The 23,949-nt window shown below is 71.8% G+C and carries 19 protein-coding genes and 1 riboswitch; of the genes, 4 read left to right on the forward strand and 15 right to left on the reverse strand.

What is annotated here, in order from left to right:
• Nucleotides 1-318 precede the first annotated feature (318 nt).
• Together ABD269_RS06730 and ABD269_RS06735 are read left to right on the forward strand one after the other, a co-directional pair.
• Nucleotides 319-1,107, forward strand: a complete 789-nt coding sequence (locus tag ABD269_RS06730; protein WP_301886974.1) for an ABC transporter ATP-binding protein — start codon at nt 319-321, stop codon at nt 1,105-1,107.
• Between the two features lie 56 nt (nt 1,108-1,163).
• Nucleotides 1,164-3,695 carry an ABC transporter permease gene (locus ABD269_RS06735; RefSeq protein ID WP_344116940.1) on the forward strand — a complete coding sequence of 844 codons (2,532 nt, stop codon included), beginning with the start codon at nt 1,164-1,166 and terminating at the stop codon, nt 3,693-3,695.
• Between the two features lie 66 nt (nt 3,696-3,761).
• Here ABD269_RS06735 and ABD269_RS06740 read toward each other — a convergent pair whose 3' ends face one another.
• From ABD269_RS06740 to ABD269_RS06810, 15 genes are all read right to left on the reverse strand, one after another.
• Complete coding sequence (locus ABD269_RS06740; RefSeq protein WP_344116941.1) at nt 3,762-5,084, reverse strand: class I SAM-dependent methyltransferase; 1,323 nt, start codon at nt 5,082-5,084, stop codon at nt 3,762-3,764.
• A gap of 196 nt (nt 5,085-5,280) precedes the next feature.
• Nucleotides 5,281-6,669: an NAD(P)/FAD-dependent oxidoreductase gene (locus ABD269_RS06745; protein ID WP_301886971.1), complete on the reverse strand. Its 1,389-nt coding sequence runs from the start codon at nt 6,667-6,669 to the stop codon at nt 5,281-5,283.
• A gap of 410 nt (nt 6,670-7,079) precedes the next feature.
• Complete coding sequence (locus ABD269_RS06750) at nt 7,080-8,033, reverse strand: Ppx/GppA phosphatase family protein (protein ID WP_344116942.1); 954 nt, start codon at nt 8,031-8,033, stop codon at nt 7,080-7,082.
• The gene (locus ABD269_RS06755; RefSeq protein ID WP_301886969.1) at nt 8,030-8,560 is read right to left on the reverse strand and encodes a DUF501 domain-containing protein; all 531 of its coding nucleotides are present in this window, start codon (nt 8,558-8,560) and stop codon (nt 8,030-8,032) included. Before ABD269_RS06755 ends, ABD269_RS06750 begins: the two co-directional genes overlap by 4 nt.
• 52 nt (nt 8,561-8,612) lie before the next feature.
• A complete protein-coding gene (locus ABD269_RS06760) occupies nt 8,613-9,086 on the reverse strand; it encodes an FtsB family cell division protein (protein ID WP_301886968.1) in 474 nt (157 codons plus the stop codon).
• Between the two features lie 142 nt (nt 9,087-9,228).
• Nucleotides 9,229-10,509, reverse strand: a complete 1,281-nt coding sequence (gene eno / locus ABD269_RS06765) for a phosphopyruvate hydratase (protein WP_301886967.1) — start codon at nt 10,507-10,509, stop codon at nt 9,229-9,231.
• A gap of 298 nt (nt 10,510-10,807) precedes the next feature.
• Nucleotides 10,808-11,557 carry a transglycosylase family protein gene (locus tag ABD269_RS06770; RefSeq protein ID WP_344116943.1) on the reverse strand — a complete coding sequence of 250 codons (750 nt, stop codon included), beginning with the start codon at nt 11,555-11,557 and terminating at the stop codon, nt 10,808-10,810.
• A gap of 3 nt (nt 11,558-11,560) precedes the next feature.
• A riboswitch (cyclic di-AMP (ydaO/yuaA leader) is annotated at nt 11,561-11,727 on the reverse strand.
• A 260-nt stretch (nt 11,728-11,987) separates the two neighbouring features.
• On the reverse strand, nt 11,988-13,013 hold the full coding sequence (locus ABD269_RS06775) for a transglycosylase family protein (RefSeq protein WP_344116944.1): 1,026 nt from the start codon (nt 13,011-13,013) through the stop codon (nt 11,988-11,990).
• Nucleotides 13,014-13,177: 164 nt separating this feature from the next.
• Complete coding sequence (locus tag ABD269_RS06780) at nt 13,178-14,431, reverse strand: cytochrome P450 family protein (RefSeq protein WP_344116945.1); 1,254 nt, start codon at nt 14,429-14,431, stop codon at nt 13,178-13,180.
• 134 nt (nt 14,432-14,565) lie between these two features.
• Nucleotides 14,566-15,000 carry a DUF6479 family protein gene (locus ABD269_RS06785; protein ID WP_301886962.1) on the reverse strand — a complete coding sequence of 145 codons (435 nt, stop codon included), beginning with the start codon at nt 14,998-15,000 and terminating at the stop codon, nt 14,566-14,568.
• Between the two features lie 64 nt (nt 15,001-15,064).
• The gene (locus tag ABD269_RS06790; RefSeq protein ID WP_344116946.1) at nt 15,065-16,024 is read right to left on the reverse strand and encodes a nucleoside triphosphate pyrophosphohydrolase; all 960 of its coding nucleotides are present in this window, start codon (nt 16,022-16,024) and stop codon (nt 15,065-15,067) included.
• Nucleotides 16,025-16,082: 58 nt separating this feature from the next.
• Nucleotides 16,083-16,706: a SurA N-terminal domain-containing protein gene (locus ABD269_RS06795; protein ID WP_301886960.1), complete on the reverse strand. Its 624-nt coding sequence runs from the start codon at nt 16,704-16,706 to the stop codon at nt 16,083-16,085.
• 116 nt (nt 16,707-16,822) lie between these two features.
• The gene (locus ABD269_RS06800) at nt 16,823-18,310 is read right to left on the reverse strand and encodes a serine/threonine-protein kinase (RefSeq protein ID WP_425572857.1); all 1,488 of its coding nucleotides are present in this window, start codon (nt 18,308-18,310) and stop codon (nt 16,823-16,825) included.
• Nucleotides 18,311-18,366: 56 nt separating this feature from the next.
• Entirely contained in the window at nt 18,367-19,137 is a 771-nt protein-coding gene (locus ABD269_RS06805) for a hypothetical protein (RefSeq protein ID WP_344116948.1), read from the reverse strand.
• Between the two features lie 134 nt (nt 19,138-19,271).
• Nucleotides 19,272-21,362: an N-6 DNA methylase gene (locus ABD269_RS06810; RefSeq protein ID WP_344116949.1), complete on the reverse strand. Its 2,091-nt coding sequence runs from the start codon at nt 21,360-21,362 to the stop codon at nt 19,272-19,274.
• 193 nt (nt 21,363-21,555) lie between these two features.
• Between ABD269_RS06810 and ABD269_RS06815 the strand changes: the two genes are divergently transcribed.
• Nucleotides 21,556-22,248, forward strand: a complete 693-nt coding sequence (locus ABD269_RS06815) for an Rv1352/Rv1906c domain-containing protein (RefSeq protein ID WP_344116950.1) — start codon at nt 21,556-21,558, stop codon at nt 22,246-22,248.
• Nucleotides 22,249-22,476: 228 nt separating this feature from the next.
• Nucleotides 22,477-23,943: a DUF2079 domain-containing protein gene (locus tag ABD269_RS06820; protein WP_344116951.1), complete on the forward strand. Its 1,467-nt coding sequence runs from the start codon at nt 22,477-22,479 to the stop codon at nt 23,941-23,943.
• Nucleotides 23,944-23,949 lie beyond the last annotated feature (6 nt).

Here is a 23,949-nt window from a genome sequence, read left to right on the forward strand (position 1 = left end):
AACGAGGACCCGAGGTTGTCTTATTTTATTGGCAACTGAGGGTGCATCAGCGCAAGAACCGCGTCAAAGGCACATGCCACGGGCCGATACCGCCTGCTCCGTGCCCCGCCCCCGGCGCCGACCGGAATTGTCGCAATCTCGACGCCCCTACGACCCCGCGGGGTCGGGGTCCCCGTCATACCCAAGGAGGAGGCGGCCCCTCCCGGATACCTCCGTGGTCTGCCCCGGGAACGGTAGCTGGGGCTGATCCCCCGGGGCGTTCCACCACGGACGATGGTGTAAGTCCCCCGCACCCCGTCCCGATCGGAGCGCTCCACCGTGCACCCCTCCAGCTCCCCCCTCGGCGTCCAGACCGCCGCCCGCCCGACCGCGGTGGCGGCCCACGCCACGGATCTCACCAAGGTCTACGGACACGGCGAGACCCAGGTGGTCGCGCTGGACTCGGTCTCCGTGGAGTTCCGGCAGGCCGAGTTCACCGCGATCATGGGCCCCTCGGGCTCCGGCAAGTCCACGCTGATGCACTGCATGGCCGGCCTCGACACCGTCTCCCGCGGATCCGCCCGCATCGGTGACACCGAGCTGACCACACTCAACGACAAGAAGCTCACCCGCCTCCGGCGCGACAAGATCGGCTTCATCTTCCAGGCGTTCAACCTGCTGCCGACCCTGACCGCCCTGGAGAACATCACGCTCCCCATGGACATCGCCGGCCGCAGGCCCGACCAGCAGTGGCTGGACATGGTCGTCGACACCGTCGGCCTCTCCGGGCGCCTGAAGCACCGGCCGAACCAGCTCTCCGGCGGCCAGCAGCAGCGCGTGGCCGTGGCCCGCGCCCTGGCCGGCAAGCCCGAGATCATGTTCGCCGACGAGCCGACCGGAAACCTCGACTCCCGCTCCGGCGCCGAGGTCCTCGGCTTCCTGCGCAACTCCGTCCGCGAGCTGGGCCAGACCGTCGTCATGGTCACCCACGACCCCGTCGCCGCCTCCTACGCCGACCGCGTCGTCTTCCTCGCCGACGGCCGCATCGTCGACGAGCTGCACGGCCCCACCGCCGACGCCGTCCTCGACCGCATGAAGCGCTTCGACGCCAAGGGCCGTACGAGCTGATCACGCAGCCCGCACCGCCAGCTCACGCCAGCCCACTCCCCCAGGACTGACCGCCCATGTTCCGTACCGCCTTGCGCAATGTGCTCGCGCACAAGGCCAGGCTGCTGATGACCGTACTCGCCGTGCTGCTCGGCGTGGCCTTCGTCTCCGGCACCCTGGTCTTCACCAACACGATCTCCGACGCCTATCAGAAGAGCTCCCAGAAGGGCTTCGACCACGTCGACGTCGCGATACAGCCGCACACGGCGGACCGCGACAAGGGCAAGCCGGGTGAGGCTCCCAAGCTCACCCAGCACCTGCTCGACCAGGCGGGCAAGGTGCCCGGCGCCGCCTCCGCGACCGGCTCGGTCGGCGGCTTCGCCGCGGTGGCCGACAAGCACGGCAAGCTCGTCGGCGAGGGCTTCAACTCCTCCGGCGCCAACTACTACCCCGGCGCCGACGGCAAGGACTCCCGCTACCCGCTCAAGGACGGCCGCGCGCCCCGGGCCACCGGCGAGATCGCCCTCGACGCCAAGACCGCGGACCGCGGCGGCTACAAGGTCGGCGACACGGTCCGGCTCTCGGTCGACGGCCCGGTGCTGGAGAAGAAGCTGACCGGCGTCTTCACCACGGACGACGGCAATGTCTCCGCGGGCGGCAGCCTCGCCCTCTTCGACACCGCCACCGCGCAGAAGCTCTACGCCAAGCCCGGCGAGTTCGGCGAGATCGACGTCAAGGCCGCCCCCGGCACCTCCCAGAGCGCCCTGAAGGCCGCGATCGAGAAGGTCCTGCCGCGCGACGCCGAGGCCACCACCGGCAAGGAGCTCGCCGACGAGCAGGCCAAGGCGATCGCCCAGGGCATGGACGGCATGAAGACCGGCATGCTGGCCTTCGCGGGCATCTCGCTCTTCGTCGGCATCTTCATCATCGCCAACACCTTCACCATGCTGGTCGCCCAGCGCACCAAGGAGCTGGCCCTGATGCGCGCGGTCGGCGCGAGCCGCGGCCAGGTCACCCGCTCGGTGCTCATCGAGGCGTTCGTCGTCGGCGCGGTCGCGGCAGTCACCGGTCTGCTGGCGGGCATCGGCATCGGAGCCGGTCTGCGCTCCCTGATGAACGGCGCCGGGGCCACCGTCCCCGACGGCCCGCTCGTCATCTCCCCCGGCACCGTCGTCACCTCCCTGGTCGTCGGCATCGTCGTGACCATGCTGGCCGCGTGGCTGCCCGGCCGCCGTGCCGCGAAGATCCCGCCGGTCGCCGCGATGAGCAGCGTGCACGCCGTCGCCACCACCCGCTCCCTGGTCGTGCGCAACACCATCGGCGCGATCTTCTCCGGCGCCGGCATCGCCGCCGTCCTCGCCTCGACCGGCATGAACGACGGCAAGACCGTCATGGCGTTCGGCGCCGGCCTGCTGGTCATCGGCATCTTCGTGCTCACCCCGCTGCTGTCCCGCCCGCTGATCGCGGCCGCGGCGCCCGTCCTGCGCCTCTTCGGGATCTCCGGCAAGCTCGCCCGGCAGAACGCGGTCCGCAACCCGCGCCGCACCGCCGCGACCGCCTCCGCGCTGATGATCGGCCTCACCCTGATCACCGGCCTGACGGTCATCGCGGGCAGCGTGCAGCAGGCCGTCGACAAGATGGCCACGGACGCCGTCAAGGCCGACTACGTCGTCTCCATGGCGGGACGCACCCCGCTCTCCCCGGACGTCGCCAAGAAGCTGGAGAACCTCCCCGAGGTCACCGCCAGCAGCCCGCTGCGCCAGTCCCCGTCCCGGATCGACGGCGACCACGAGTTCCTGACCGGCGTCAACGGCAAGAACATCGGCGACCTCACCAAGCTCGACTTCACCGCGGGCTCCTTCGCGGATCTCTCCGCCGGCAAGGCGGTCGTCGACGAGAGCACCGCGAAGACCCACGGCTGGAAGCTCGGCTCGACGGTCGACGCCACGTTCGAGGACGGCAAGCAGGGCAGGCTCACCGTCTCGGGCATCTACAAGGGCAACGAGCTGATACGCGGCATCATGGTCGACACCACGACCATCGCCCCGCACCAGAGCCTGGTCAACGACTCGCAGGTCATGGTCAAGACGAAGGCGGGCGCGAGCGAGTCGGCCAAGGACTCCCTGCGCAAGGCCCTCGGCGACAACCCCGCCATCCAGATCCAGGACAAGAAGGACATCTCCAACGACATCGCCAAGGCGATCAGCCTGATGCTGAACATGCTCTACGGGCTGCTCGCGATGGCCGTGATCGTCGCCGTCCTCGGCGTCGTCAACACCCTGGCGATGTCCGTCTTCGAGCGGTCGCAGGAGATCGGCATGCTGCGCGCCATCGGCCTGGACCGCAAGGGCATCAAGCGCATGGTGCGGCTGGAGTCGCTGGTCATCGCGCTCTTCGGCGGCGTGCTCGGCATCGGCCTCGGCGTGTTCTTCGGCTGGGCGGCCGGTGAGCTGATCGGCAAGAGCCTGGCCACGTACGAGCTGGTCCTCCCGTGGGGCCGGATGGCCGTGTTCCTGCTGCTGGCCGCCCTCGTGGGCGTCCTGGCCGCCCTGTGGCCCGCCCGCCGGGCCGCGAAGCTGAACATGCTGTCGGCGATCAAGGCGGAGTAGTTCCGCACCACCGCCCGGACGGGCCGGAATCGGCTGAGCTCAGCCGATTCCGGCCCGTTCCGCGTTCTACGCCGTTCGGCCGCGCCAGTCCCGCGCCCGCAACGGCACACCGGACACACCGGACTCCGGTGTGCGCACGGCCAGCACCTGGTTCACGCCGATGCGGTTGCGCTCGAAGGACAGCGCGGAGGCCGCCATGTACAGGCGCCAGACCCGCGCCCGGCCGGGGGACGTCAGGCGCACGGCCTCGTCCCAGTGGGTCTCCAGGTTCGCCACCCACTGACGCAGCGTCAGCGCGTAGTGCTCGCGGATCGCCTCCACGTCCCGGACCTCGAACCCGGCCTCCTCCAGCTGCGCCACCGTCCGGCCGACCGGCGCCAGCTCGCCGTCCGGGAAGACGTAACGGTCTATGAACTCGTCCGTCTCGTACGCCTCTTCGTCCATCAGCGGCCGCCGCGCGATCTGGTGGTTGAGCAGCCTGCCGCCCGGCACGAGGAGGGCGAAGAGGTCGGCGGCGTACTCCGCGTAGCGCGCGGAGCCGACGTGCTCGGCCATGCCGATCGAGGAGATGGCGTCGAAGGGGCCGTCGGAGATCTCGCGGTAGTCCTGCACCCGGATCTCGATACGGTCCGTCAGACCGGCCTCGGCGACGCGCTTCCGGGCGTACGCGGCCTGCTCCTCGGAGAGCGTGATGCCGACCGCACTGACGCCGTACTCCCGGGCCGCGTGCAGGACCATGGAGCCCCAGCCGCAGCCCACGTCCAGCAGCCGCTGCCCGGGCCGGAGGTCCAGCTTGCGGCAGACCAGGTCGAGCTTGGCGCGCTGGGCGTCCTCGAGGGTGCCGTCGGGGCTCTCCCAGTAGGCGCAGGAGTAGACCATGGAGGGGCCGAGGACCCGCTCGTAGAAGGCGTTGCCGACGTCGTAGTGGTGGCTGATGGCCTCTTTGTCGCGGCGCGGGGTGTGCAGGCGGCCGCCGGTCCTGCGGGCCTCCTCGCGCGGGGGGCGCGGCGGGAGGCCGGGGCCGCCCAGCCGGGCCAGTTCGGCGGCCGCGGACCGCAGGCGCGGGTCGCGTGCGGCGGCCAGCAGGGCGGCGAGGCCACTGCGCCGGTCGGGGTCCTCGCCGCGCTCCCAGAGGGTGCCGGCGAGCAGGTCGAGCGCGTGGTAGAGGTCGCCCTCGACGTCGATGTCGCCCGCGACCCAGGCGCGGGCGAGGCCCAGCTCACCGGGCTTCCACAGCAGTCGGCGCAGGGCGCGGCGGTGACGGATGACGAGGATGGGGGTACCCGGAGGGCCGTACTCGCTGCGGTCCCAGGCGCGGATCCGGACCGGGAGCGGAGTTCCCAGTACGTCTTCCACGAGCGTGGTGAGCCGTCGAGCGGCGTCGGCCATGTCGCACACCTCCATGATGCAAGGTCAGGAGAAACGTTCAACTGACACCTAAACACCAAGAGCGGGTCCGGTAGTCCCGTTCCGTCAGATTAGATCGGCGGTGCGTGACCGGATACGCCGGAAGGCGTCCACCCCACGGATTGGTGGACGCCTTCCGGCAAGTTGACCGCGGTGACGCCGCGGCGGTGACCCGAGGTCAGGAAGCCTTCGCCTTCGTGCTGTCGGCGGGGGCGTCCTTCTTCATCTGCGGGGCGGGCTTGGCGGCCTCGTAGAACTCCTCGCGGGGGTTCTCCATGGCGCCGAGCGAGACGACCTCGCGCTTGAGGAACATGCCCAGGGTCCAGTCCGCGAAGACGCGGATCTTGCGGTTCCAGGTCGGCATGGCCATGCCGTGGTAGCCGCGGTGCATGTACCAGGCGAGCCGGCCCTTGACCTTGATCTTCATCTTGCCCATGACGATCATCGCGACGCCCTTGTGGAGGCCGAGGCCGGCCACCGCACCCTTGTTGGCGTGCTCGTACGTCTTCTGCGGGAAGCCCCGCATGCCCGAGACCACGTTGTCGCCGAGGACCTTGGCCTGGCGCAGCGCGTGCTGGGCGTTCGGCGGGCACCAGGCGTTCTCGTTGCCCGCCTTGCGGCCGACCATGTCCGGGACCTGGGCGTTGTCGCCCGCGGCCCAGATGTAGTCGGTGCCCTGGACCTGGAGGGTCTCGGAGGTGTCGACGTGGCCGCGCGGACCGAGCGGCAGGCCGAAGCGGGCCAGCGCCGGGTTGGGCTTGACGCCCGCGGTCCACACGATGGTGTTGGAGTCGACCTCGAGGCCGTTCTTCAGCACGACGTGGCCGTCGATGCAGGAGTCCATCGAGGTGGAGAGGTGGATCTCGACCCCACGGCTCTCCAGGTGCTCCTTGCCGTACGCGCCGAGCTTCGGCCCGACCTCGGGAAGGATCTTGTCGGCGGCGTCGACCAGAACGAAGCGCATGTCCTCGCGCTTGACGTTCGGGTAGTACTTCGCGGCGTCGCGGGCCATGTCCTCGACCTCGCCGACCGTCTCCGCGCCGGCGAAGCCGCCGCCGATGAAGACGAAGGTGAGCGCCTTGCGGCGGATCTCCTCGTCGGTGGTCGAGTCGGCCTTGTCGAGCTGCTCGAGGACGTGGTTGCGCAGGCCGATGGCCTCCTCGATGCCCTTCATGCCGATGCCGTTCTCGGCCAGGCCGGGGATCGGGAAGGTACGGGAGACGGCGCCGAGCGCGACGACCAGGTAGTCGAAGGGCAGCTCGTAGGCCTCGCCGACGAGCGGCGCGATCGTGGCTACCTTGCGGTCCTGGTCGATGGTCGTGACGCGGCCGGTGAGGACCTCCGCCTTGGGCAGCACGCGTCGCAGCGGCACCACGACGTGGCGGGGGGAGATACTGCCGGCAGCTGCTTCGGGCAGGAAGGGCTGGTACGTCATGTACGAGCGCGGGTCGACGACCGTGACGGTCGCCTCGCCGTACCGCATCTTCTTAAGGATGCGGCGCGCCGCGTACAGGCCGACGTACCCACCGCCTACTACGAGGATCCGTGGACGCTCCGTGGTGCTCATGTTTCGAGTATCCAGCACTCCGGACGGGGGTGCTCGTGAGCCCCTTCACAAGGAGTGGGGAGGGGTCTGCTACACTCCGCCGCCTCCGTGACCGATGCCATACCCCCGAAAGGGAACCACCGCGTCGGCGCATGCGTTGGTCACCCCTGCTGAACTGGGCTTGCGGCATCGCCGCCGGGTAGACCACTGCCGTACGGCAGCTCGCATAAACGTCTCTTTAACTCGCCCGATACCAGACGCTTTCCGGCCGCCGAAGGTTTGGAACGACCCAAACGGGGCAGTTCGGCGCTTCCGCTTGCCGAACGCGCCGATTTTTCATGTGAAGGATTTCACGAACTTTCTTCGGCGAGGGCCCCGCAAGGCCCTCCGAAGGCCCGCGCAGGGGCCCTCAGGAGCCCCTGCGCGGCCCGTCAGCGGCCCTCTCGGGCGACGCTCCAGGCGATGCCGTCCAAGATGTCGTGCTCGCTCACCACGACCTCCTGGGCGCCCGCCCGCTCCATCACGGACTGCAGCACCAGCGCGCCCGCCGCGATCACGTCGACCCGGCCCGGGTGTATCGCGGGAATCGCCGCGCGCTGCTCGTGCGTCGACGTCAGCAGCATCCCGGTGATCTCCCGGACCTGCGCCAGGGAGATCCGCGCGTGGTGGATCGCCACGGAGTCGTACTCCCGCAGCCCCAGCGCGATCGCCGCGACCGTGGTGACCGAGCCGGCCAGGCCGACGAGGGTGTGCGCCGAGCGGATCGGCACGGTCTCCTCCGCCAGGTCGAGCGCCGCCTCGATGTCGGCCCGCATCCCGGCGAGCCCGCCGGCCGCCGGGGGGTCGGCGACCACGCCGTCCACCGCGAGGTGACGCTCGGTCATGCGGACACAGCCGACGTCCACGCTGCGCGCGGCCTGCACGTGGTCGCCGCCGACGACGAACTCCGTGGAGCCGCCGCCGATGTCCACGACCAGATACGGCCTGGCCATGTCGTCGCGGCCGGTGAGCTCCTTGGTCGCGCCGGTGAAGGAGAACTCCGCCTCCTGGTCGCCGGTGATGACCTCCGGCTCCACGCCCAGGATCTCCACGATCCCGCGCACGAACTCCTCGCGGTTCTCCGCGTCCCGGGACGCGGAGGTCGCCACGAAGCGGGTCCGCTCGGCCTTGAGGTCGCGGATCACCTCCGCGTACTCCCTGCACGCGGCGAACGTGCGCTCCAGCGCCTCGTCCGCCAGCCGGCCGGTGCGGTCCACGCCCTGGCCGAGCCGGACGATCCGCATCCGCCGGTCCAGCTCGGTGAAGTCACCGGTCGCCGGGTCGAGATCGGCGACGAGCAGACGGATCGAGTTCGTGCCGCAGTCGACGGCGGCTACGCGGGTCACTTCTCCTCGCCTCCGCACGGGTTCACGCACGGGCCCTTGGCCCACCACTCGGGCAGCATGGCGATCGCCTCGTCGCCCAGCGGGTTGACGCCCGGGCCCGCGGCCAGCGAGTGACCGACGAGCACGTGCAGGCACTTGACCCGGTCCGGCATGCCACCGGCGCTGGGGAAGCCCTCAAGGACCTCGATCGCGTCACGGCGCGTGATGTAGTCCTCGTGCGCCTTCTCGTACGCGGCGGCGAGCTCCGGGTCGGTCTTCAGGCGCTCCGTCATCTCCTTCATGACGCCGTCCGCCTCCAGCGTGCCGATCGCGGACGCGGCCCGGGGGCAGGTCAGGTAGAAGAGCGTCGGGAAGGGCGTGCCGTCCTCCAGCCGCGGCTGGGTCTCGACGACGTCCGGGTTGCCGCAGGGGCAGCGGTGGGCGATGGCGCGCAGGCCCCGCGGCGGGCGGCCCAGCTGCTCCTTGAACGCCGCGATGTCCGCGTCGGTGGGCTGGGTGGGCTCGGTCTTCGGAGGAGGGGTGTCCATGTGCTCGCTCGTACTCGATCTCGATGGAAGTAGAGGTAGGGGTGCGCTGCCGTCAGCGGCCGGGCGCGGCGGGGCCGGAGGCGTCCGCCTGGTCCACGCCGTCCCAGAGGTTGCTGTACCAGGGCCGGTCGGCGGCGCCCTGGTCCTTGGGGCGCCGGGCGGCGCCGCTGCCGTCGACCACGCTGTAGCCGGTCTCGCCGGGGCGCAGGTAGTGCAGGTGCTCGCGGGCCTGCTGCTCGACGTACGCCGGGTCCTCCAGGCGCGCCTTCTCGTCCAGCAGCCGCTGCACCTGCTTGCGGGCCTGCTCGGTGCGGTGCCGCTGGTCGGCGATGTCCGAGCGCTGGGTGACCCATTGGCGCATGGGGTAGGCGAGGGCGACGACCAGGGAGCAGACGACGAGCGCGAGCAGCGCCGCGCGCCCGGTGAGCCTGCCGCGGCGGCGGGTCCTCGCGCGGTAGACCCGGGCCCGCGGGCCCCGCACCAGCGCCTTGAGCCTGGCCGCGGTCGAGAACCGGTCGCCCGCCACTTCGCCTCCCCGTGGTCACCCGACAGCCGCTACGAACGTACGTCCCCGGCCACGGTACGGGACCGTGGCCGGGGACGTAGTGAGGCTGCCGTTTGTCGCCGGGAGGTTTTCCCCGCGGGGGTCAGCCCGTGAGGCGGGGTGCTCAGCCCTTGAAGCGCGGGAACGCGCTGCGGCCGGCGTACACCGCGGCGTCGTCGAGGATCTCCTCGATGCGCAGCAGCTGGTTGTACTTCGCGACGCGCTCGGAGCGGGCCGGGGCGCCGGTCTTGATCTGGCCGCAGTTGGTGGCGACGGCGAGGTCGGCGATGGTGACGTCCTCGGTCTCGCCGGAGCGGTGCGACATCATGCACTTGAAGCCGTTGCGCTGGGCCAGCTCGACGGCGTCGAGGGTCTCGGTCAGCGAGCCGATCTGGTTGACCTTGACCAGCAGGGCGTTGGCGGCGCCCTCCTCGATGCCGCGGCCGAGGCGCTCGGGGTTGGTGACGAACAGGTCGTCGCCGACGATCTGCACCTTGTCGCCGAGGCGCTCGGTGAGGGTCTTCCAGCCGTCCCAGTCGTCCTCGAACAGCGGGTCCTCGATGGAGACCAGCGGGTACGCGGCGACGAGCTCGGCGTAGTAGTCCGTCATCTCGGAGGCCGAGCGGGACTTGCCCTCGAAGTTGTACGAGCCGTCCTTGTAGAACTCGGAGGCGGCGACGTCCAGGGCGAGCGCGATGTCCTGGCCGGGGGTGTAGCCGGCCTGCTTGATGGCCTCGAGGATGAGGTCGAGGGCCTCGCGGTTGGAGCCCAGGTTCGGGGCGAAGCCGCCCTCGTCGCCGAGGCCGGTGGACAGGCCCTTGGTCTTCAGGACGGACTTGAGGGTGTGGTAGACCTCGGCGCCCCAGCGCAGGGCCTCGGAGAAGGACTCCGCGCCGATCGGGGCGATCATGAACTCCTGGATGTCCACGTTGGAGTCGGCGTGCGACCCACCGTTGAGGATGTTCATCATCGGAACGGGCAGCAGGTGCGCGTTCGGGCCGCCCAGGTAGCGGAACAGCGGCAGGTCGGAGGCCTCGGACGCGGCGTGCGCGACGGCGAGGGAGACGCCGAGGATGGCGTTGGCGCCGAGCGAGCCCTTGTTGTCGGTGGCGTCCAGGTCGAACATGGCCTGGTCGATCAGGCGCTGCTCGGTGGCATCGTAGCCGACGAGCTCCGGGCCGATCTGCTCGATGACGGCCAGCACGGCCTTCTCGACGCCCTTGCCGAGGTAACGGTTCTTGTCACCGTCACGGAGCTCGATGGCCTCGAAGGCACCGGTCGAGGCACCGGACGGCACGGCGGCACGGCCCGTGGAGCCGTCGTCGAGGCCGACCTCGACCTCGACCGTGGGGTTGCCTCGCGAGTCGAGGATCTCGCGAGCTACGACGACGTCGATGGACGGCACGAGGGTCTCCTTCGTGTGTGTCTGGAGTTCTGCGAGCACGAGCCTAACGGGCGGCGGGGGGTCACCCTGCCGTCGGGACGCCGTGCGCGGCGAAAAATGGCATAAACGTGCAGATCGCGGGGCGAACGGCGGCAATGTTCGCTCAGCGGTGAAGCCCGCGGCCCGCGTCTCCCGGGGCCCCGGGAACGGCGAAACCCCGCTCCGGCGCGCTCGGGGCACGCGTCGGAGCGGGGCTGCCGCTGCAAGCGGGACATCGAGGGTGCGGCGTGAGCCACCGCACCCGTCGATCAGCTGTCGATCAGCTGAGGTGCAGGTGCTGACCCTCGTAGATCAGGTCCGCGTTGTCCACGACGTCCTTGTTCAGGTCGAACAGCTTCTCCCAGCCGCCCTTGACCTTCTTGGCGTCGGCGATCTTGGAGAGGGTGTCGCCGGCCTTGACCTCGTACTCGCCGTCACCCTGCTTCACGGGCTTCGGGGCAGCGTGCTTCGGCGCGGTCTGCTTCGGGGCCGGGGCGGCCTCGGACTCGTCCTCGTCGGCGGTCTGCGCCTGCGGAGCGGCGTGCTTCGGGGTGGTCTTCTTCGGCGCGGCCTGGCGCTCGCTGCGGTCGGCGTGCGACTTCGTGGAGGTGCCACGGGAGGCGGAGGACGAGTCGTCGGAGGTGTCGACGTCGGCCTTCGCGCCACCGGAGGTCAGGTTGCCCGCACCGGCGCAGCCCCAGGCACCGGGGCCCTGCATGGCGAGCAGCTTCTCGGCGACGGCGATCTGCTGGGACTTGCTGGCATGGTCGGCTCGGTCGGCGTAGGACTGGCCGCCGGCGGCGTTCCAGGAGGACTGCGAGAACTGCAGACCGCCGTAGTAGCCGTTGCCGGTGTTGATGGACCAGTTGCCACCGGACTCGCACTGGGCGACCTTGTCCCAGGTGGAGACGGAGGCAGCGTTCGCGGAGGTCGCGATCATCAGCGGGGCCGCGACCGCGGCGCCGGTGACACCGGCGAGCGTGACGATGCGGACGGCCTTGGACGGACGACGGTGCTTGCCCTTGGACATGAGTCGTTTCCTCACCGACGCCTACGAGGTGAGCTGTCGGGTTCGGGCTGTGAGTTCGCCCGGCCTCGTGTGCGAGCACACTCGGCTTCACCCCTAGCCGTCCCGGTCCTTGCGGGCCGTTCCGGCGCCTACCTTGGTTCCCCCGCTCCTGCCTACGGCGCTTTCGCGACGACTCCGCCGGTCGCCGGCAGGATTCGGCGTGGCGACCGTGGTGCTCGCGGTGGCGAGCGGTCATGACGGTAAGCACTTTGGGCCGACGGGTTCAAACCCCTCTTTCCAGCCACAGTTGCCTCTTGTTACCCAGAGAAACCCGACATTTCCGCAGGTGAAAGCGGGTGCGCCAAGTTTTGGAGGGGTCCGTTCCGCGGAAGTTCAACGAGACCCATGTCTCACTTTCGACTGGAACGGACATTCCCCCCGAACTGCCGGTCTATTTGCCGACCTCAAGCCGCTGACCAGGAAGGATCAGATCGGGATCGGAACCGACAACTTTCTCGTTGCGCTGATACAGGGAATGCCATCCGCCATTAACGGAGTGGGCCTCCGCGATGACTGACAGATTGTCACCCGGCCGCACGGTGTAGTCGCCGGCGCCGGGCTTCCCCGCGCGGGCGTCATCGCCGCCCCGCGAGGCACGGTCCCCGTCGTCCGAACGCGGCGGCTCGGCGCGGTGCTTGCCCGAGCCCGCACCGGAACCGGACTCCGGGGCTTCGGTGGACGGCGAATCCGGCTGTGCGGGGTCCGTGGGCCGCGTACCGGAAGGCGGGTTGGCCGGCGGCTGCGTGGACGGCGTTCCCGGCGTGGGGATTTCGGTGGGGTCGCCCGTCGGGCCGGTCGAGGGACCGGTCGTCGGGCCGCCCGGGTCCTTGCGGTGCTTGCCGCCGTCCGGCTTGCCGCTCGTGGAGGGCGAGGGCGTCCCGGAGGAAGGCTTCGCGTCCGGGTTCTTCGCATCCGGGGTTTTCGCGTCCGGGTTTGCGGACGGCGAGGCCGGGGCAGCCGGGGAGGCGGTGGAGTCCGACGGCGCGGAGCCGCCCGTCGTGGGCGCGGAAGGCGCGTGTTCCGGCGCGCGCGGCGCGGGAGCGTCGTACGAGGGTTCCTTGGTGCTGCCGGGGTTCACGTCCGGCGCCTTGCCGTCCTTGGCGAGCCCCGCGGAGGTGCCGCACGCCTGCCAGCTTCCCGTGCCGTTCGCGTTGAGGACCTTGTCGGCGACGGCGATCTGCTGCTGCCTGCTGGCGAGGTCGGGGCGCGGGGCGTACGACCGGCCGCCGTACTGCTCCCAGAGTTCCTGGGTCATCTGCAGACCGCCGTACGCGCCGTTGCCGGAGTTGGTGCTCCACGTGCCGCCGCTCTCGCACTGGGCGACGCGGTCCCACGTGGGGGCGTCGGCGGCGTTGGCGCCGGTGGCCGCGAGCAGCGGCATGGCGAGGGCCGACCCCGTCACCCCCGCTGCGACCACGACGGCGGGTACCTGACGGGGGCGACGATGTCGACCGTTCCCGGAGCGCATGCGATGGCCTCTCGTGTGGCGGCGAATATGGTCGTCGAACATAGCGACGGGCCACGGTAGTCACAAGCCGGTGTAGCGGAGGTCACGCGGCGGTCACGTCAATTGACGCAGGGTCATCCCGTACGGGGATCGAACTCGACCGGCAGTGTGCGCAGTCCGCGCATGATGAGCCCGCCGCGCCAGCGCAACTCCTCCGGATCCACGGCCAACCGCAGGTCAGGAAGGCGGCGCAGCAGCGTCGCCAGCGCCGTCCTGCCCTCCAGCCGGGCCAGCGGAGCGCCCAGGCAGTAGTGGATCCCGTGCCCGTAGCCGAGGTGCTGATTGTCGGCCCGGGAGAGGTCCAGGGTGTCGGGTTCCGCGAACCGCTCGGGGTCCCGGTCGGCGGCCGCGAGGACGACCAGGACGGGGTCTCCCTCGGCGATGCGCTGCCCCCCGATCGTCAGCTCCTGCTTGGCGAACCGCCAGGTCGCGAGCTCCACCGGGCCGTCGAACCGCAGCAGTTCCTCCACCCCCGTGGCGAGCAGGCTCTCGTCCCCCTCGGCCAGGGCGAGTTGGAGCCGTTCGCGCTGCTCCGGATTGCGCAGCAGGGCGTGGAGACCGTTACCGATCAGGTTCACAGTTGTTTCAAAACCAGCAAAGAGCAGAATGAAGGCCATGGCCGCGGCCTCGTTCTCGGTGAGGTGCTCACCGTGGTCGCTTGCCCTGATCAGCCCCGAAATCAGATCCTCGCCGGGGTTCTCCCGCTTTCTGTGGATCAGTTCCGCCAGATAAGTGCGCATCTTCTTCACCGCGCGGGCGACACCACCGCGCGGCCCGCCGCCGTGGCGGATCATCATGCCCGCCCAGTCTCGGAAGTCGTCCTGGTCTTCGCTCGGCACGCCGAGCAGGTCGCAGATGGCATAGATGGGGAGGGGAAAGGCGAACTCGTGAATGAGGTCGGCGCTCCCCTTCTCGCAGAAGTCGTCGATGAGCCGGTCGGTCAGCTCCTGGACCCGCGGGGCGAACTCGGCGACGCGCCCCGGCGTGAACGCCTTGGAGACCAGCCGGCGCAGCCGGGTGTGGTCCGGCGGGTCGATGTTGAGCAGGTGCGTCATCAGATTGGCGCTGCGCTCGCCCGGGATGCCGACCTTGCCCTTGCCGTGGGCGGACTCGGAGTGGTGCACGGGGTTCTTCGACAGCCGCTGGTCGGCGAGCGCCTGCCGGGCGTCGGCGTAGCGGGTGACCAGCCAGGCGTCCACGCCGCTGGGGAGGGCGGTGCGGTGCACGGGGGCGTTCTCGCGGAGCCAGGCGTAGGTGGGGTAGGGGTCGGCGGCGAATTCCCAGGTGAAGAGGGTGGGGACGGGGGTGGGGGTGGTCTCGTCTTGCACGTCTTTGACGCTACCGGGCGCGCTGGGGGTGCACGCCGTCCGGTGAGCTGAGGTCCGTTGCCGGGGCTCCGCCCCGGACCCCGGTCCTCAAACGCCGGACGGGCTGGTTGTGCCGCACATGATCAACGCACAGCTCACGTATGGCCTCCGCCACCGCTGCCGAAGCCGCCGCTGCCGCCCGGGTTCCACTTCTTGCGTTCCTCGCTGAGCTCCTCCGCGTGGCTGCCGGGGTTCTTGACCTCGTGCGGGAGGACGCGTTCCCCTTCCGCCTCGGGGTGGAGCTCGTCGGATTCGCGGTGCTCGGTGACATAGCCGACCACGTTTTCCTCGTCGTCGTTGTGGCCCGGGCCGTGGTCGGGCGAGATCGGGCCCGTGTCGTATTCCTGCCGCGTCTGCCACGCGCCCGAGCGCCGCTGGGGCTGGGACGGCGGGGGCGGCTCCTTGTCGCGCTTCCGGAAGCCGACGACGACGGCGACGATCAGCAGGGCGACGACACAGATGCCGACGATGAACTGGGCGATACCCCCGAGCCAGTCGGGGGCGGCGAGAAAGGTGTGCTCGATGCGCATGGGACTCGGGTACCCGCCGACCCCCCGGAAAAGTCGATTTATAGGCCGAACGGGTGCCCGACCGCTATCCCGCGCCCTCGGCCGAGCGGATCGCGTCGCGATAGACGCGGGCCGCCGCCCGCAGCGCCGTCTCCGGGTCCACCCCGTCCGCTTCCGCCCGGGCCGCCAGCGCGAGCAGGTCGTAGCCGACGCCGTCGCCGGACGGGAGGGTGACGTCGATGCCCGCCGTCCGGACCCGCGAGGCCAGCTTCGCGGCCAGGGCCAGGGCGGGCTGCCCCAGCGGCACGCCCTCGGTCACCGAGTCGCGGCGCTTCTCGTCCGCCTTCTTCCGCAGCCAGTGCGCCTTGACGTCCTCCGGCGTCTCCGCGGACTCCTCGCCGAAGACGTGCGGGTGGCGGTGGATGAGCTTGTCGACGATCGTGCCCGCCACGTCGTCGATCGAGAACGGCTCGTCCGGGTCGTCCTGCGCGATCCGGGCGTGGAAGACGACCTGGAGCAGCACGTCGCCCAGCTCCTCGCGCAGCGACTCCCGGTCGCCGGTCTCGATGGCCTCCAGGAGTTCGTACGTCTCCTCCAGCCCGTACTTCGCCAGGTCCTCGTGGGTGCGGATGCCGCTCCACGGGCAGGCGAGGCGGATCCGGTCCATGACCTGCACCAGGTCGAGGAGGCGGGCGCCCGGCAGGTCGTACGCGCCGGGGAGCAGCTCCAGGGCCGGCATGTTCTCGCGGCCGGAGCCGGCGAGCCGGGCCAGTCCGTCGGTGAGCGCGGAGTCGCCCTCGGCGGAGGTGAGGACGACGACGTCCCGGCCACCGGCCGCGCAGTGGTCCACGAGCTCGCGGGCGGTGGCCGAGGCGTGCTCGACGTCGATCCCGGCCTCCCGCAGGTAGGGGAGCTGCGGGTGCGCTTCGTCGGAGCAGAGGATGCGATCGGCTTCGCGCATCGCCTTCCAGGCGGGCCATGAGAGGAGGCCGGGGGCTACGCGGTGGCTGGTGGTGAGCAGGATGATGCGGCCGAAGTCGTTCACGCTCCCGAGGGTATGTCGTGGCCGGAACCGTCGCGTCTGCGGCAGGCTTGTTCCGGGGTCAGGCGCCGCTTCCCGGTTCCGGCGCCGTCGGGGTCGTACGCAGCCACGGTTCCTGCAACGGCTGCGCCGTTCCCCGCTTCGCGTCCCAGACGCCGTAGCGCGGGTTCACATCCACCCGCATCGCGTCGGACGTCTTCATCAGGATCTCGTTCGTCCGCGCCGTGCCGAACTTCGCGTCCAGCTTCGCCCGGGTGAGGTCCATCGTCAGGGCCTGGTCGATCTGGTCGGGGGCGATGCCGAGGGTCAGGAAGCGGCTGCGCACCGCGGCCGTGCCGCCGTTCGCGCGCTCGACGGCCGTGCGCTGTTCCTGGAGCTCGCGGCGGGTGACCTCGATGCCGTTGTCCTTGCCGGCCCGCTCGACGATGCGGTACTGGATGAGCCGGATGAGGGTGTCCTGGCCGAGCCGGGCGCTGTTCGCCATGAGCTGCTGTCCCTGCGGGGAGGACCGCTGCGCGTCGCGTACGTCCGAGACCTGGCTCTGGAGCTGGGTGACGGTGATCCGGTCCTTGCCCACGACGGCCGCGGCGCCCGGGTGCGCGGCCGAGCCGCAGGCGGTGAGGGCCGGTGCCGCGGCGAGGAGGGCGACGGCTGAGACGGAGAGCGCGGTCCTTCGGCGGATCATGGAGCCTCCCGGCAGAGATCGTGCGACGGTACCTGGACCTGGTGGTGATCGATGTTAGGGAGTCCGTGTGGTCCGGGCCACCCGTACGACCAACGATTCGCGGGTGGTTGAGGTGTTCAGGCCCTCACTTGGCCCAGCCATTGGAGGGTGTGCCGGATCTCGGCGGGCAGCGGATGGTGCGGTCCGTGCAGTCGTTCCGCGTCGTGGAGGAGGGCGGCCAGCGTGTCGTGCGCGGCCTGCCGGTCGCCGAGGGACAGCAGCAGATGGCCCACGCGGCGGCGGATCTCCAGCGGGGTGGCGGGGTCGTCGGGGTGGCGCTCGAAGAGCGGGAGCAGCGCCCGGTACTCCGTCAGCGCGGCGACGGCCTCGCCGAGTTGCTCCAGGCACTGGGCGGCGTCGTACTGGAAGCGCAGCACCTGGCGGGCCGCGTGCGGGCCGCTCTCGGCCGCGTACTCCTCGGCGAGCAGCCGCAGTTCGGGCAGGGCGCGCCGGTACTGGCCGTCGTCCATCAAGGTGGCGGCGTACTGCTTGCGCAGGGTGCGTACGACCGTGGAGCGCTCGCCGTGCTCCGCGGCGGCGGCCGGGAGGATGGAGCCGAGGAGGTCCACCGCCTGGGTGATGCCGCCCTGGTCGAGCAGGCGCTTGACCTCCTCGACGGCCTCGGCGACGTCGGGGCCGCTGGGGGCCGGGGGCGGCGGGCCGACGAGCGCGGTCGCGGCGGGCGGTACGGGGCCGGAGGCGGCGGCGGCTCGTTCGGGCCAGGGCGCGTGCGGCAGGAGGAAGGGGCGGGTGGGGTTCATCGGCCCGAGCGCACCGTCGGTCCGGCCCGGCACGGGGAGCAGGGGCGCGAGGGCGCGGTAGGCCTCCTGCGCGTCGGCGAGGCGGTGCAGCGGGTCCTTCGCGAGCAGCCGGAGGACGAGCTCTTCGAGCGCCTGCGGCACCTCCGGGCGGAGCCTGCGCACGGGTATCGGCGGCTCGTAGAGGTGGCGGTGCAGCACGCCCAGGGCCGTGGACCCGGCGAACGGCACGTCGCCGCTGAGGAGTTCGTGCAGCAGCACGCCCAGCGCGTAGAGGTCGGTGTACGGGCCGACGGCGCCGCCCATGGCCTGCTCGGGGGCCATGTAGGCGGGGCTGCCGATGGGGGATCCGGTGCGGGTCAGGCGGGTGGTGTCGGCGTCGAGGACGGCCGCGACGCCGAGGTCGAGGACGAGCACGGAGCCGTCCGGGCGGACCATGACGTTCCGGGGCTTGAGGTCGCGGTGGACGATCGGCACGGCGTGCACGGCGGAGAGCACCGAGCAGAGCTGCGCGGCCACCGAGACGGCCCACTGCCAGGGGTAGGGGTCGTGCTCGGCGAGGTGGTCGGCGAGGTCGGCGCCCTCGACGTACTGCATGACGAGGTAGAGCTCCTCGCCGTCGCTGCCCGCGTCGTGGACGGTGACCAGTCCGCGGTGGTCGACCTGCGCGGTGACGCGGCACTCGCGGACGAAGCGGCGGCGCATCTCGTCGGCGCCCTCGGTCCCGGCCATCCGGTCGGGGCGCAGCAGCTTGACGGCGACGCGGCGGTCCAGGCGGCGGTCGTAGGCCGTCCAGACCTGGCCCATGCCGCCCTGGCCGATGACGGTGGACAGTTCGTAGCGGTCGGCGATGACGCGGCCGTTCACTGCCCGTACTCCCTGTGGTCCCGGGGCTCCTTGCGGAGCAGATCGCTGAGTTCGTCGAGTTCCGCGCGCACCTGGTCGATGCGCTGGGGCCGCGCCTGCGGCCGGTGGCCGGGCGGGGGCTGCGGGGGCCCGGGCCGCCGGGGCACGGGCGGCGCCTGGTCAGCGGTCACGGCCTGCGCCGACTCGGGCGAGGGCTGTGGCCGCGCGTGCCTGGGGCGGCGCGGGGCCGGGGGCGGCTGGGGCGGCGCGTACTGCGGGCCGTCCATGTACCCCGGGGCGGGCGCGGGCTGAGGCCGCGTCATGTGCTGAGGCTGCGTCAGCTGCTGGTGCAGGTCCGGTCCGGGCGCCTGGCCGTACGGGGCGTACGGCTGGGGGTGCGGCTGCGGCTGCGACTGGAGGTGCGGCTGCGGCTGCGGGTAGCCGTAACCGCCGTCGTACGGCGCGTTCGGGAACGCCGGGGCGGCCGCGGCCGGCGGCCCGCCGCCCTGTTCCCGCTGGATCTTCACGTCGCTGCGGATGTAGTGGGTGAGTGTGGCCGCGGCGAGGAGCATCAGGCCGGCCATGCCCGCGCTGTCCCAGCCGGTGCCGCTCAGGGACGAGCGCATCATCGACAGCAGTCCGAAGGACGCCACCAGCACGGCCCAGAACAGCGCCCAGTCCTGGGCCCGTCGGCGCACGATCGCGAGCCGGAGCACCGGCACCCAGCACAGGATCCCCACCAGGCCCACGGTGAGCACGATGACGACCACCCGAATGGTGATCACCATCTCCCTGCTGGGTCGCCGAGGCGGCGTGTGGCCGGGGCCGTTCATTGCTGCTCCTGGGGTCCTGGTTGTACCTGAGCCTATCTACCGACTCCGGCACGGCTGCCCCAGTTGTACGGATCAGACGGTGTAACAGGTCACTCCGGCCGGACCGTTCCGTCCGTCAGCCCGTCGTAGAGCCCCTGCACGAGGTGCTCGCCGAGGCGTTCGGCGGTGCGCAGTGCCTCTTCGAAGGCGGCGAGCGCGCGGAAGCGTTCGCCGTAGCGGCGCTGGTCGGCCGGGGGCATCCGGGGGACCTGGAGGCGGCGCACGTCGAGGCGGGTGGCGGTGGAGGCGTAGCTGCTGGCCTGGCGGCGGCCCGCGGTGCCGCGCAGGAATCCGGCGAGGAACCAGGGGTCGAGGGCGGCCGGGTCGGGGCGCAGCAGGAACAGCCCGCGCCCGAGTGCGGCTCCCGCGGTGGCCTCGTCGACGACGCGGGCGGCGGTGACGTCGCCGAGCACGGGCACGACGACGTCGTCGCGCTGGAGGAGGACGGGTTCCTCGGCGGGGCCCTCGGGGAGGGTGCCGGAGGGCGCGCCTCCGGACTTCACGTCGTGGTCGGTGAGGACGGGCGGCGCGGCCTCGCCGGGGCCGGGCACGGCGCCGGGGCCGCCGGCGCGCAGCACCAGGGCTCCGGCGCGGGCGAGTTCGCCGACGGTGGTGGTGGGCCAGCGGGCCGGGTCGGCGGGGGCGGCGGGCTGCGCGGGGGCGAGGTCGGCCGTGCGGCGCAGGGCGAGGGTGAGCCGGTCGTGGACGTCGGCGAGCTCGGCGGTGCCGCCGCCGGGGGCGGGCGGCGGGAGGTGGCGGGCGGGGGCGAGGTCCACGTCGTCGTCGAGCAGGTCGATGACGGGCAGGGAGCGGCAGGCTCCGGGCTTCTCCGGCACGATGCCGTCGCGGTCGAAGTCCGCCCAGGCGTCGAGGACGGCGGTCCGCACCGCCTGCCAGGGCAGCTTGTCGCGGCCCGCGGGCGCCGGTCCGGGGGTGCCGGTGGCGCCGGCGGCAGTGCCCGTGGTGTCGACGAGGAGGACGTGCGGGGCGGGCGACTGGTGGGCGCCGGGCCTGCGCAGCACCCACAGGTGCAGGGGGATGCCGTAGGGCGGGGCGGCACCGGCGGGCAGGGCGATGACGGCGCGGAGCGCGCCGCGGCGCAGCAGGTCGGCGCGGATCCGGCGGCCTGAGCGGCGGGAGGCGGCGGCCGGGGGCATCAGCAGGACGGCGGTGCCGCCGTCGCGCAGCCTGGCGAGGGCGTGCTGGACCCAGGCGAGCTCGGATTCGGTGCGGGCGGGGTAGCCGTACTCCCAGCGGGGGTCGTAGGCCAGCTCGTCGTGGCCCCAGTTGCGCTCGTTGAACGGGGGGTGGCACAGGACCGCGTCGGCGGCCGTCTCCGGGAAGGCGTCGGCGCGCAGGCTGTCGCCCGCGTGGACGCGTACGGGGGCGTCGGTGTGCAGGGCGAGGCGGAGCGCGGTGAGGGCGGCGAGGTCGGGGTCGGTCTCCTGGCCGTGGAGGGTGACGCCGGGCGCGGCCGCCGCGTGCAGCAGGCCGCCGGTGCCGCAGGCGGGGTCGAGGACGGTGCCCCGCGTCCGGTGGCCGGTGCCGCGGGCGAGGTCGGCCATGAGCTCGGCGGGGCCCTGCGGGGTGAGGGTGTACTGCCGGGGGTTGGCGTCGAGGTGGCGGCCGAGCAGGAACTCGTAGACCCCGTCGGCGCCGCGGTGCGCGGCGAGTTCGGCGGCGCCGCGCACGAGGGCGGTGGAGGCGGCCAGTGCGCCGGCGGTGGGCAGGGCGACGGGGTGACCCTGCCCGAGCCGGGCGGTGAGCACGGCGTCCAGGGCGGCGGGCAGTTCCGCGGCCAGCTTGGAGTCGGTGAGCGCGGCCAGCTGGAGCCAGGTGGTGGGCCGGTCGCGGACGAGGAGGAGGACGGCGCCCGCGTGCCGGAGGGCGGTGGCCGCTCCGGCGGGGTGGGCCGTGAGCTGCTGCCAGGTCCGCTCGTCCGGGGACACCTCGGCGAGCTTGCCCTGGCGGCGCAGCCAGTCCTCGACCTCGGCGAGGGCGAAGGCGGGGCTGGTCTCGGTGCCGCCGACGGGCTGGGGGAAGTCGGCGTGGCGGCGCCGCCAGTTGCTGACCGCCGCCCGGCCCACTCCGGCCAGCCGGGCGATTCCGGCCGCGGTCACCTCGGCTGCGCTGTCCGGCACCGGGCTCCTCCCCCTCGTTCCCATCGCTTTTCGAGCCATTCGCTGTGGTGCCGAGCATACCCGCGGGGGTGGGGCGGACCCCTTCACAGGCGTGAACTAATCAATCCCCGTGAACCGTGTTGACTCGGTTCACGGCGTCTGTTGTTATTGACCCATCGGTTCACGAACTCCTCCACGCCGAAAGGTGTCAGTCATGGCTCACCACGCCCACCACCAGCCCAAGCAGCGGAACTGGTTCGCCCGGCACAAGGTGCTCACCGCGGCCGGCGCGATCGTCGCGGTGATCGCCGTCGGCGCCGCAGTCGGCGGCGGCAGCGGGGACGGGGACGACAAGCCCACCGCCGCCGGCGGCGCGGAGAACACCGCGGAAAAGGGCGGGGGCGGCGGCAAGAAGAAGGCCGACATGTCCGGCAGCGGCACCTACCAGGTCGGCAAGGACATCAAGCCCGGCACCTACCGCTCCACGGGCAACAAGCTCGGCTGCTACTGGGAGCGGGCCAAGGACTCCAAGGGCGAGCTGGACTCCATCCTCGCCAACGACAACGTCGTGGGCTCCAGTTATGTGACGATCGCCGCCGACGACAAGGTCTTCAAGACCCGCGACTGCAAGGGCTGGAACCTCGTCACCGACGAGAAGACCGGCACCCCGAAGAGCGAGGTGTCCGGCAACGGCATGTACCGCGTGGGCGTCGACATCGCCCCCGGCACCTACAAGGCCGACGGCAACAAGTCCGGCTGCTACTGGGAGCGCGACAAGGACGCCCTGCACGGCACGGACTCCATCGAGGCCAACGAGAACGTCACCGGCAGCGGCATCGTGACGATCACCCCGCAGGACGCGTACTTCAAGACCAACGGCTGCGCGGACTGGAAGAAGACCGCCTGACGCCGGCCGGCGCAGCGGCAGGGTCGCCCGAAGAGCGGCCGATTCGGGTTGAACCTCACAGGGCCGCCACTCGTCCCTCTACAGGGGCCGGGCACCCCGAGGCCGTGTCCGCGCGGAGATTTCCGACAGCCGCCACAGGGGCGCGCCGCATCCTGGACACTTCACTGAGGCCCCGGAGACCCCCGGAGCCCCGCAGAAGCAGAAGCCAGAGAAGAAGAGGACACCCGCATGGACTCGGCCGCAGCCGCCACCGGACCGGCACCCGCCCGGCGAGCGGCCGAGGAAGCACCCCGCGCCCGGCCCGGCACGAACCTGCGCGCACCCCGGCTCGACCCGTACTGGCTGGCCGGCGCCCTCTTCGTCCTCTTCACCGCGCTGTCCGTGTGCCGGCACCGCCACATGCTCACCATGTCCTGGGACCTGGGCATCTTCGAACAGGCGATACGCGGCTACGCCCACCTCCAGGCGCCCATAGTCGACCTCAAGGGCCCCGGCACGAACATCCTCGGCGACCACTTCAGCCCGGTCACCGCGCTCGTCGCGCCCTTCTACCGGCTCTTCCCCTCCCCCGTCACCCTGCTCGTCGTCCAGGCGGCGCTGTTCGCCCTGTCCGCGATACCGGTGGCCCGGCTCGCGGCCGGGCTGCTGGGCCGCAAGCGGGGGCTGGCCATCGGTATCGCGTACGGACTGTCCTGGGGGGTCCAGCGCGCCGTCGACTTCGACTTCCACGAGATCGCGTTCGCCATGCCGCTGCTGGCGTTCTCCCTGGAGGCGGTCGTCCGCAAGCGGTGGAAGGCCGCGGTGTGGTGGGCCGCGCCGCTCGTCCTCGTCAAGGAGGACCTCGGCATCACCGCCGCCGCCATCGGCGCGCTCGTCCTCGTCCGGCTGCGCACGGGAAAACAGCGCGACACCCGCGCCACCGCCCTCGCCGTGGGCCTGCTGGCCTTCGGGCTCGCCGCCACCGCCCTCACCCTCGGCGTGATCATCCCGAGCTTCAACAGCGGCGGCGCGTACGACTACTGGGACAAGCTCAAGGGCGGCGACGGCCCCGCCCCCGTCATCCCCCTCGACACCGCGGTGCGCACCCTGCTGTGGACCCTGCTGCCCACCACCGGGCTGCTGGCCCTGCGCTCACCCCTGCTGATCGTCGCCCTGCCCACCCTCGGCTGGCGGTTCGTCTCCCACGACGACCACTACTGGGGCACCGACTGGCACTACAGCGCCGTCCTCATGCCCATCGTCTTCATCGCCCTCACCGACGCGCTCACCGGCGCCGGCCGCAGCCGCCGGCCGTGGCTGCGCTCGTACGCGAACCACCTGCCCGGCGCCGTCCTCGCCGCCGCGCTCGCGCTCACCGCCTCGCTGCCGCTCTACTCCCTGACCCAGGGCGGCACCTACCGCGTGCCCGACAGCGTGCGCGCCGCCGAGCAGCTCCTCGGCCGCATCCCCGACGACGCCACCGTCGAATCCGACGTCGGCCCCATCAGCCGGCTCGCGGGCCGCTGCCGCGTCTTCTGGATCGGCGACACCCGCGGCATCACCCCCGACTACGTGGCCCAGCACGTCCTCGACGGCCGGACGCCCGCCGACCTCATAGCCGACGCCGAGAAGCTGCACCCCGGCGCCCGCTACACCCTCCTGGGCAGCGACGGCGGCTACGCCGTACTCCAGCGGGCGCAGCCGACCGCGCAGTGACCGGCC

It is taken from the genome of Streptomyces blastmyceticus (genome assembly GCF_039521185.1).
Lineage (GTDB): Bacteria > Actinomycetota > Actinomycetes > Streptomycetales > Streptomycetaceae > Streptomyces > Streptomyces blastmyceticus.

What these genes read in the sequence shown, in the direction of transcription:
- ABD269_RS06735 (WP_344116940.1), top strand. Translation starts at nt 1,164, where the DNA reads ATGTTCCGTACCGCCTTGCGCAATGTGCTCGCGCACAAGGCCAGGCTG.
- ABD269_RS06800 (WP_425572857.1), bottom strand. Translation starts at nt 18,310, where the DNA reads ATGGGCCAGGTCTGGACGGCCTACGACCGCCGCCTGGACCGCCGCGTC.
- ABD269_RS06740 (WP_344116941.1), bottom strand. Translation starts at nt 5,084, where the DNA reads ATGGCCGACGCCGCTCGACGGCTCACCACGCTCGTGGAAGACGTACTG.
- ABD269_RS06795 (WP_301886960.1), bottom strand. Translation starts at nt 16,706, where the DNA reads ATGATCCGCCGAAGGACCGCGCTCTCCGTCTCAGCCGTCGCCCTCCTC.
- ABD269_RS06770 (WP_344116943.1), bottom strand. Translation starts at nt 11,557, where the DNA reads ATGTCCAAGGGCAAGCACCGTCGTCCGTCCAAGGCCGTCCGCATCGTC.
- ABD269_RS06745 (WP_301886971.1), bottom strand. Translation starts at nt 6,669, where the DNA reads ATGAGCACCACGGAGCGTCCACGGATCCTCGTAGTAGGCGGTGGGTAC.
- ABD269_RS06785 (WP_301886962.1), bottom strand. Translation starts at nt 15,000, where the DNA reads ATGCGCATCGAGCACACCTTTCTCGCCGCCCCCGACTGGCTCGGGGGT.
- ABD269_RS06815 (WP_344116950.1), top strand. Translation starts at nt 21,556, where the DNA reads ATGGCTCACCACGCCCACCACCAGCCCAAGCAGCGGAACTGGTTCGCC.
- ABD269_RS06805 (WP_344116948.1), bottom strand. Translation starts at nt 19,137, where the DNA reads ATGGTGATCACCATTCGGGTGGTCGTCATCGTGCTCACCGTGGGCCTG.
- ABD269_RS06820 (WP_344116951.1), top strand. Translation starts at nt 22,477, where the DNA reads ATGGACTCGGCCGCAGCCGCCACCGGACCGGCACCCGCCCGGCGAGCG.
- ABD269_RS06755 (WP_301886969.1), bottom strand. Translation starts at nt 8,560, where the DNA reads ATGGACACCCCTCCTCCGAAGACCGAGCCCACCCAGCCCACCGACGCG.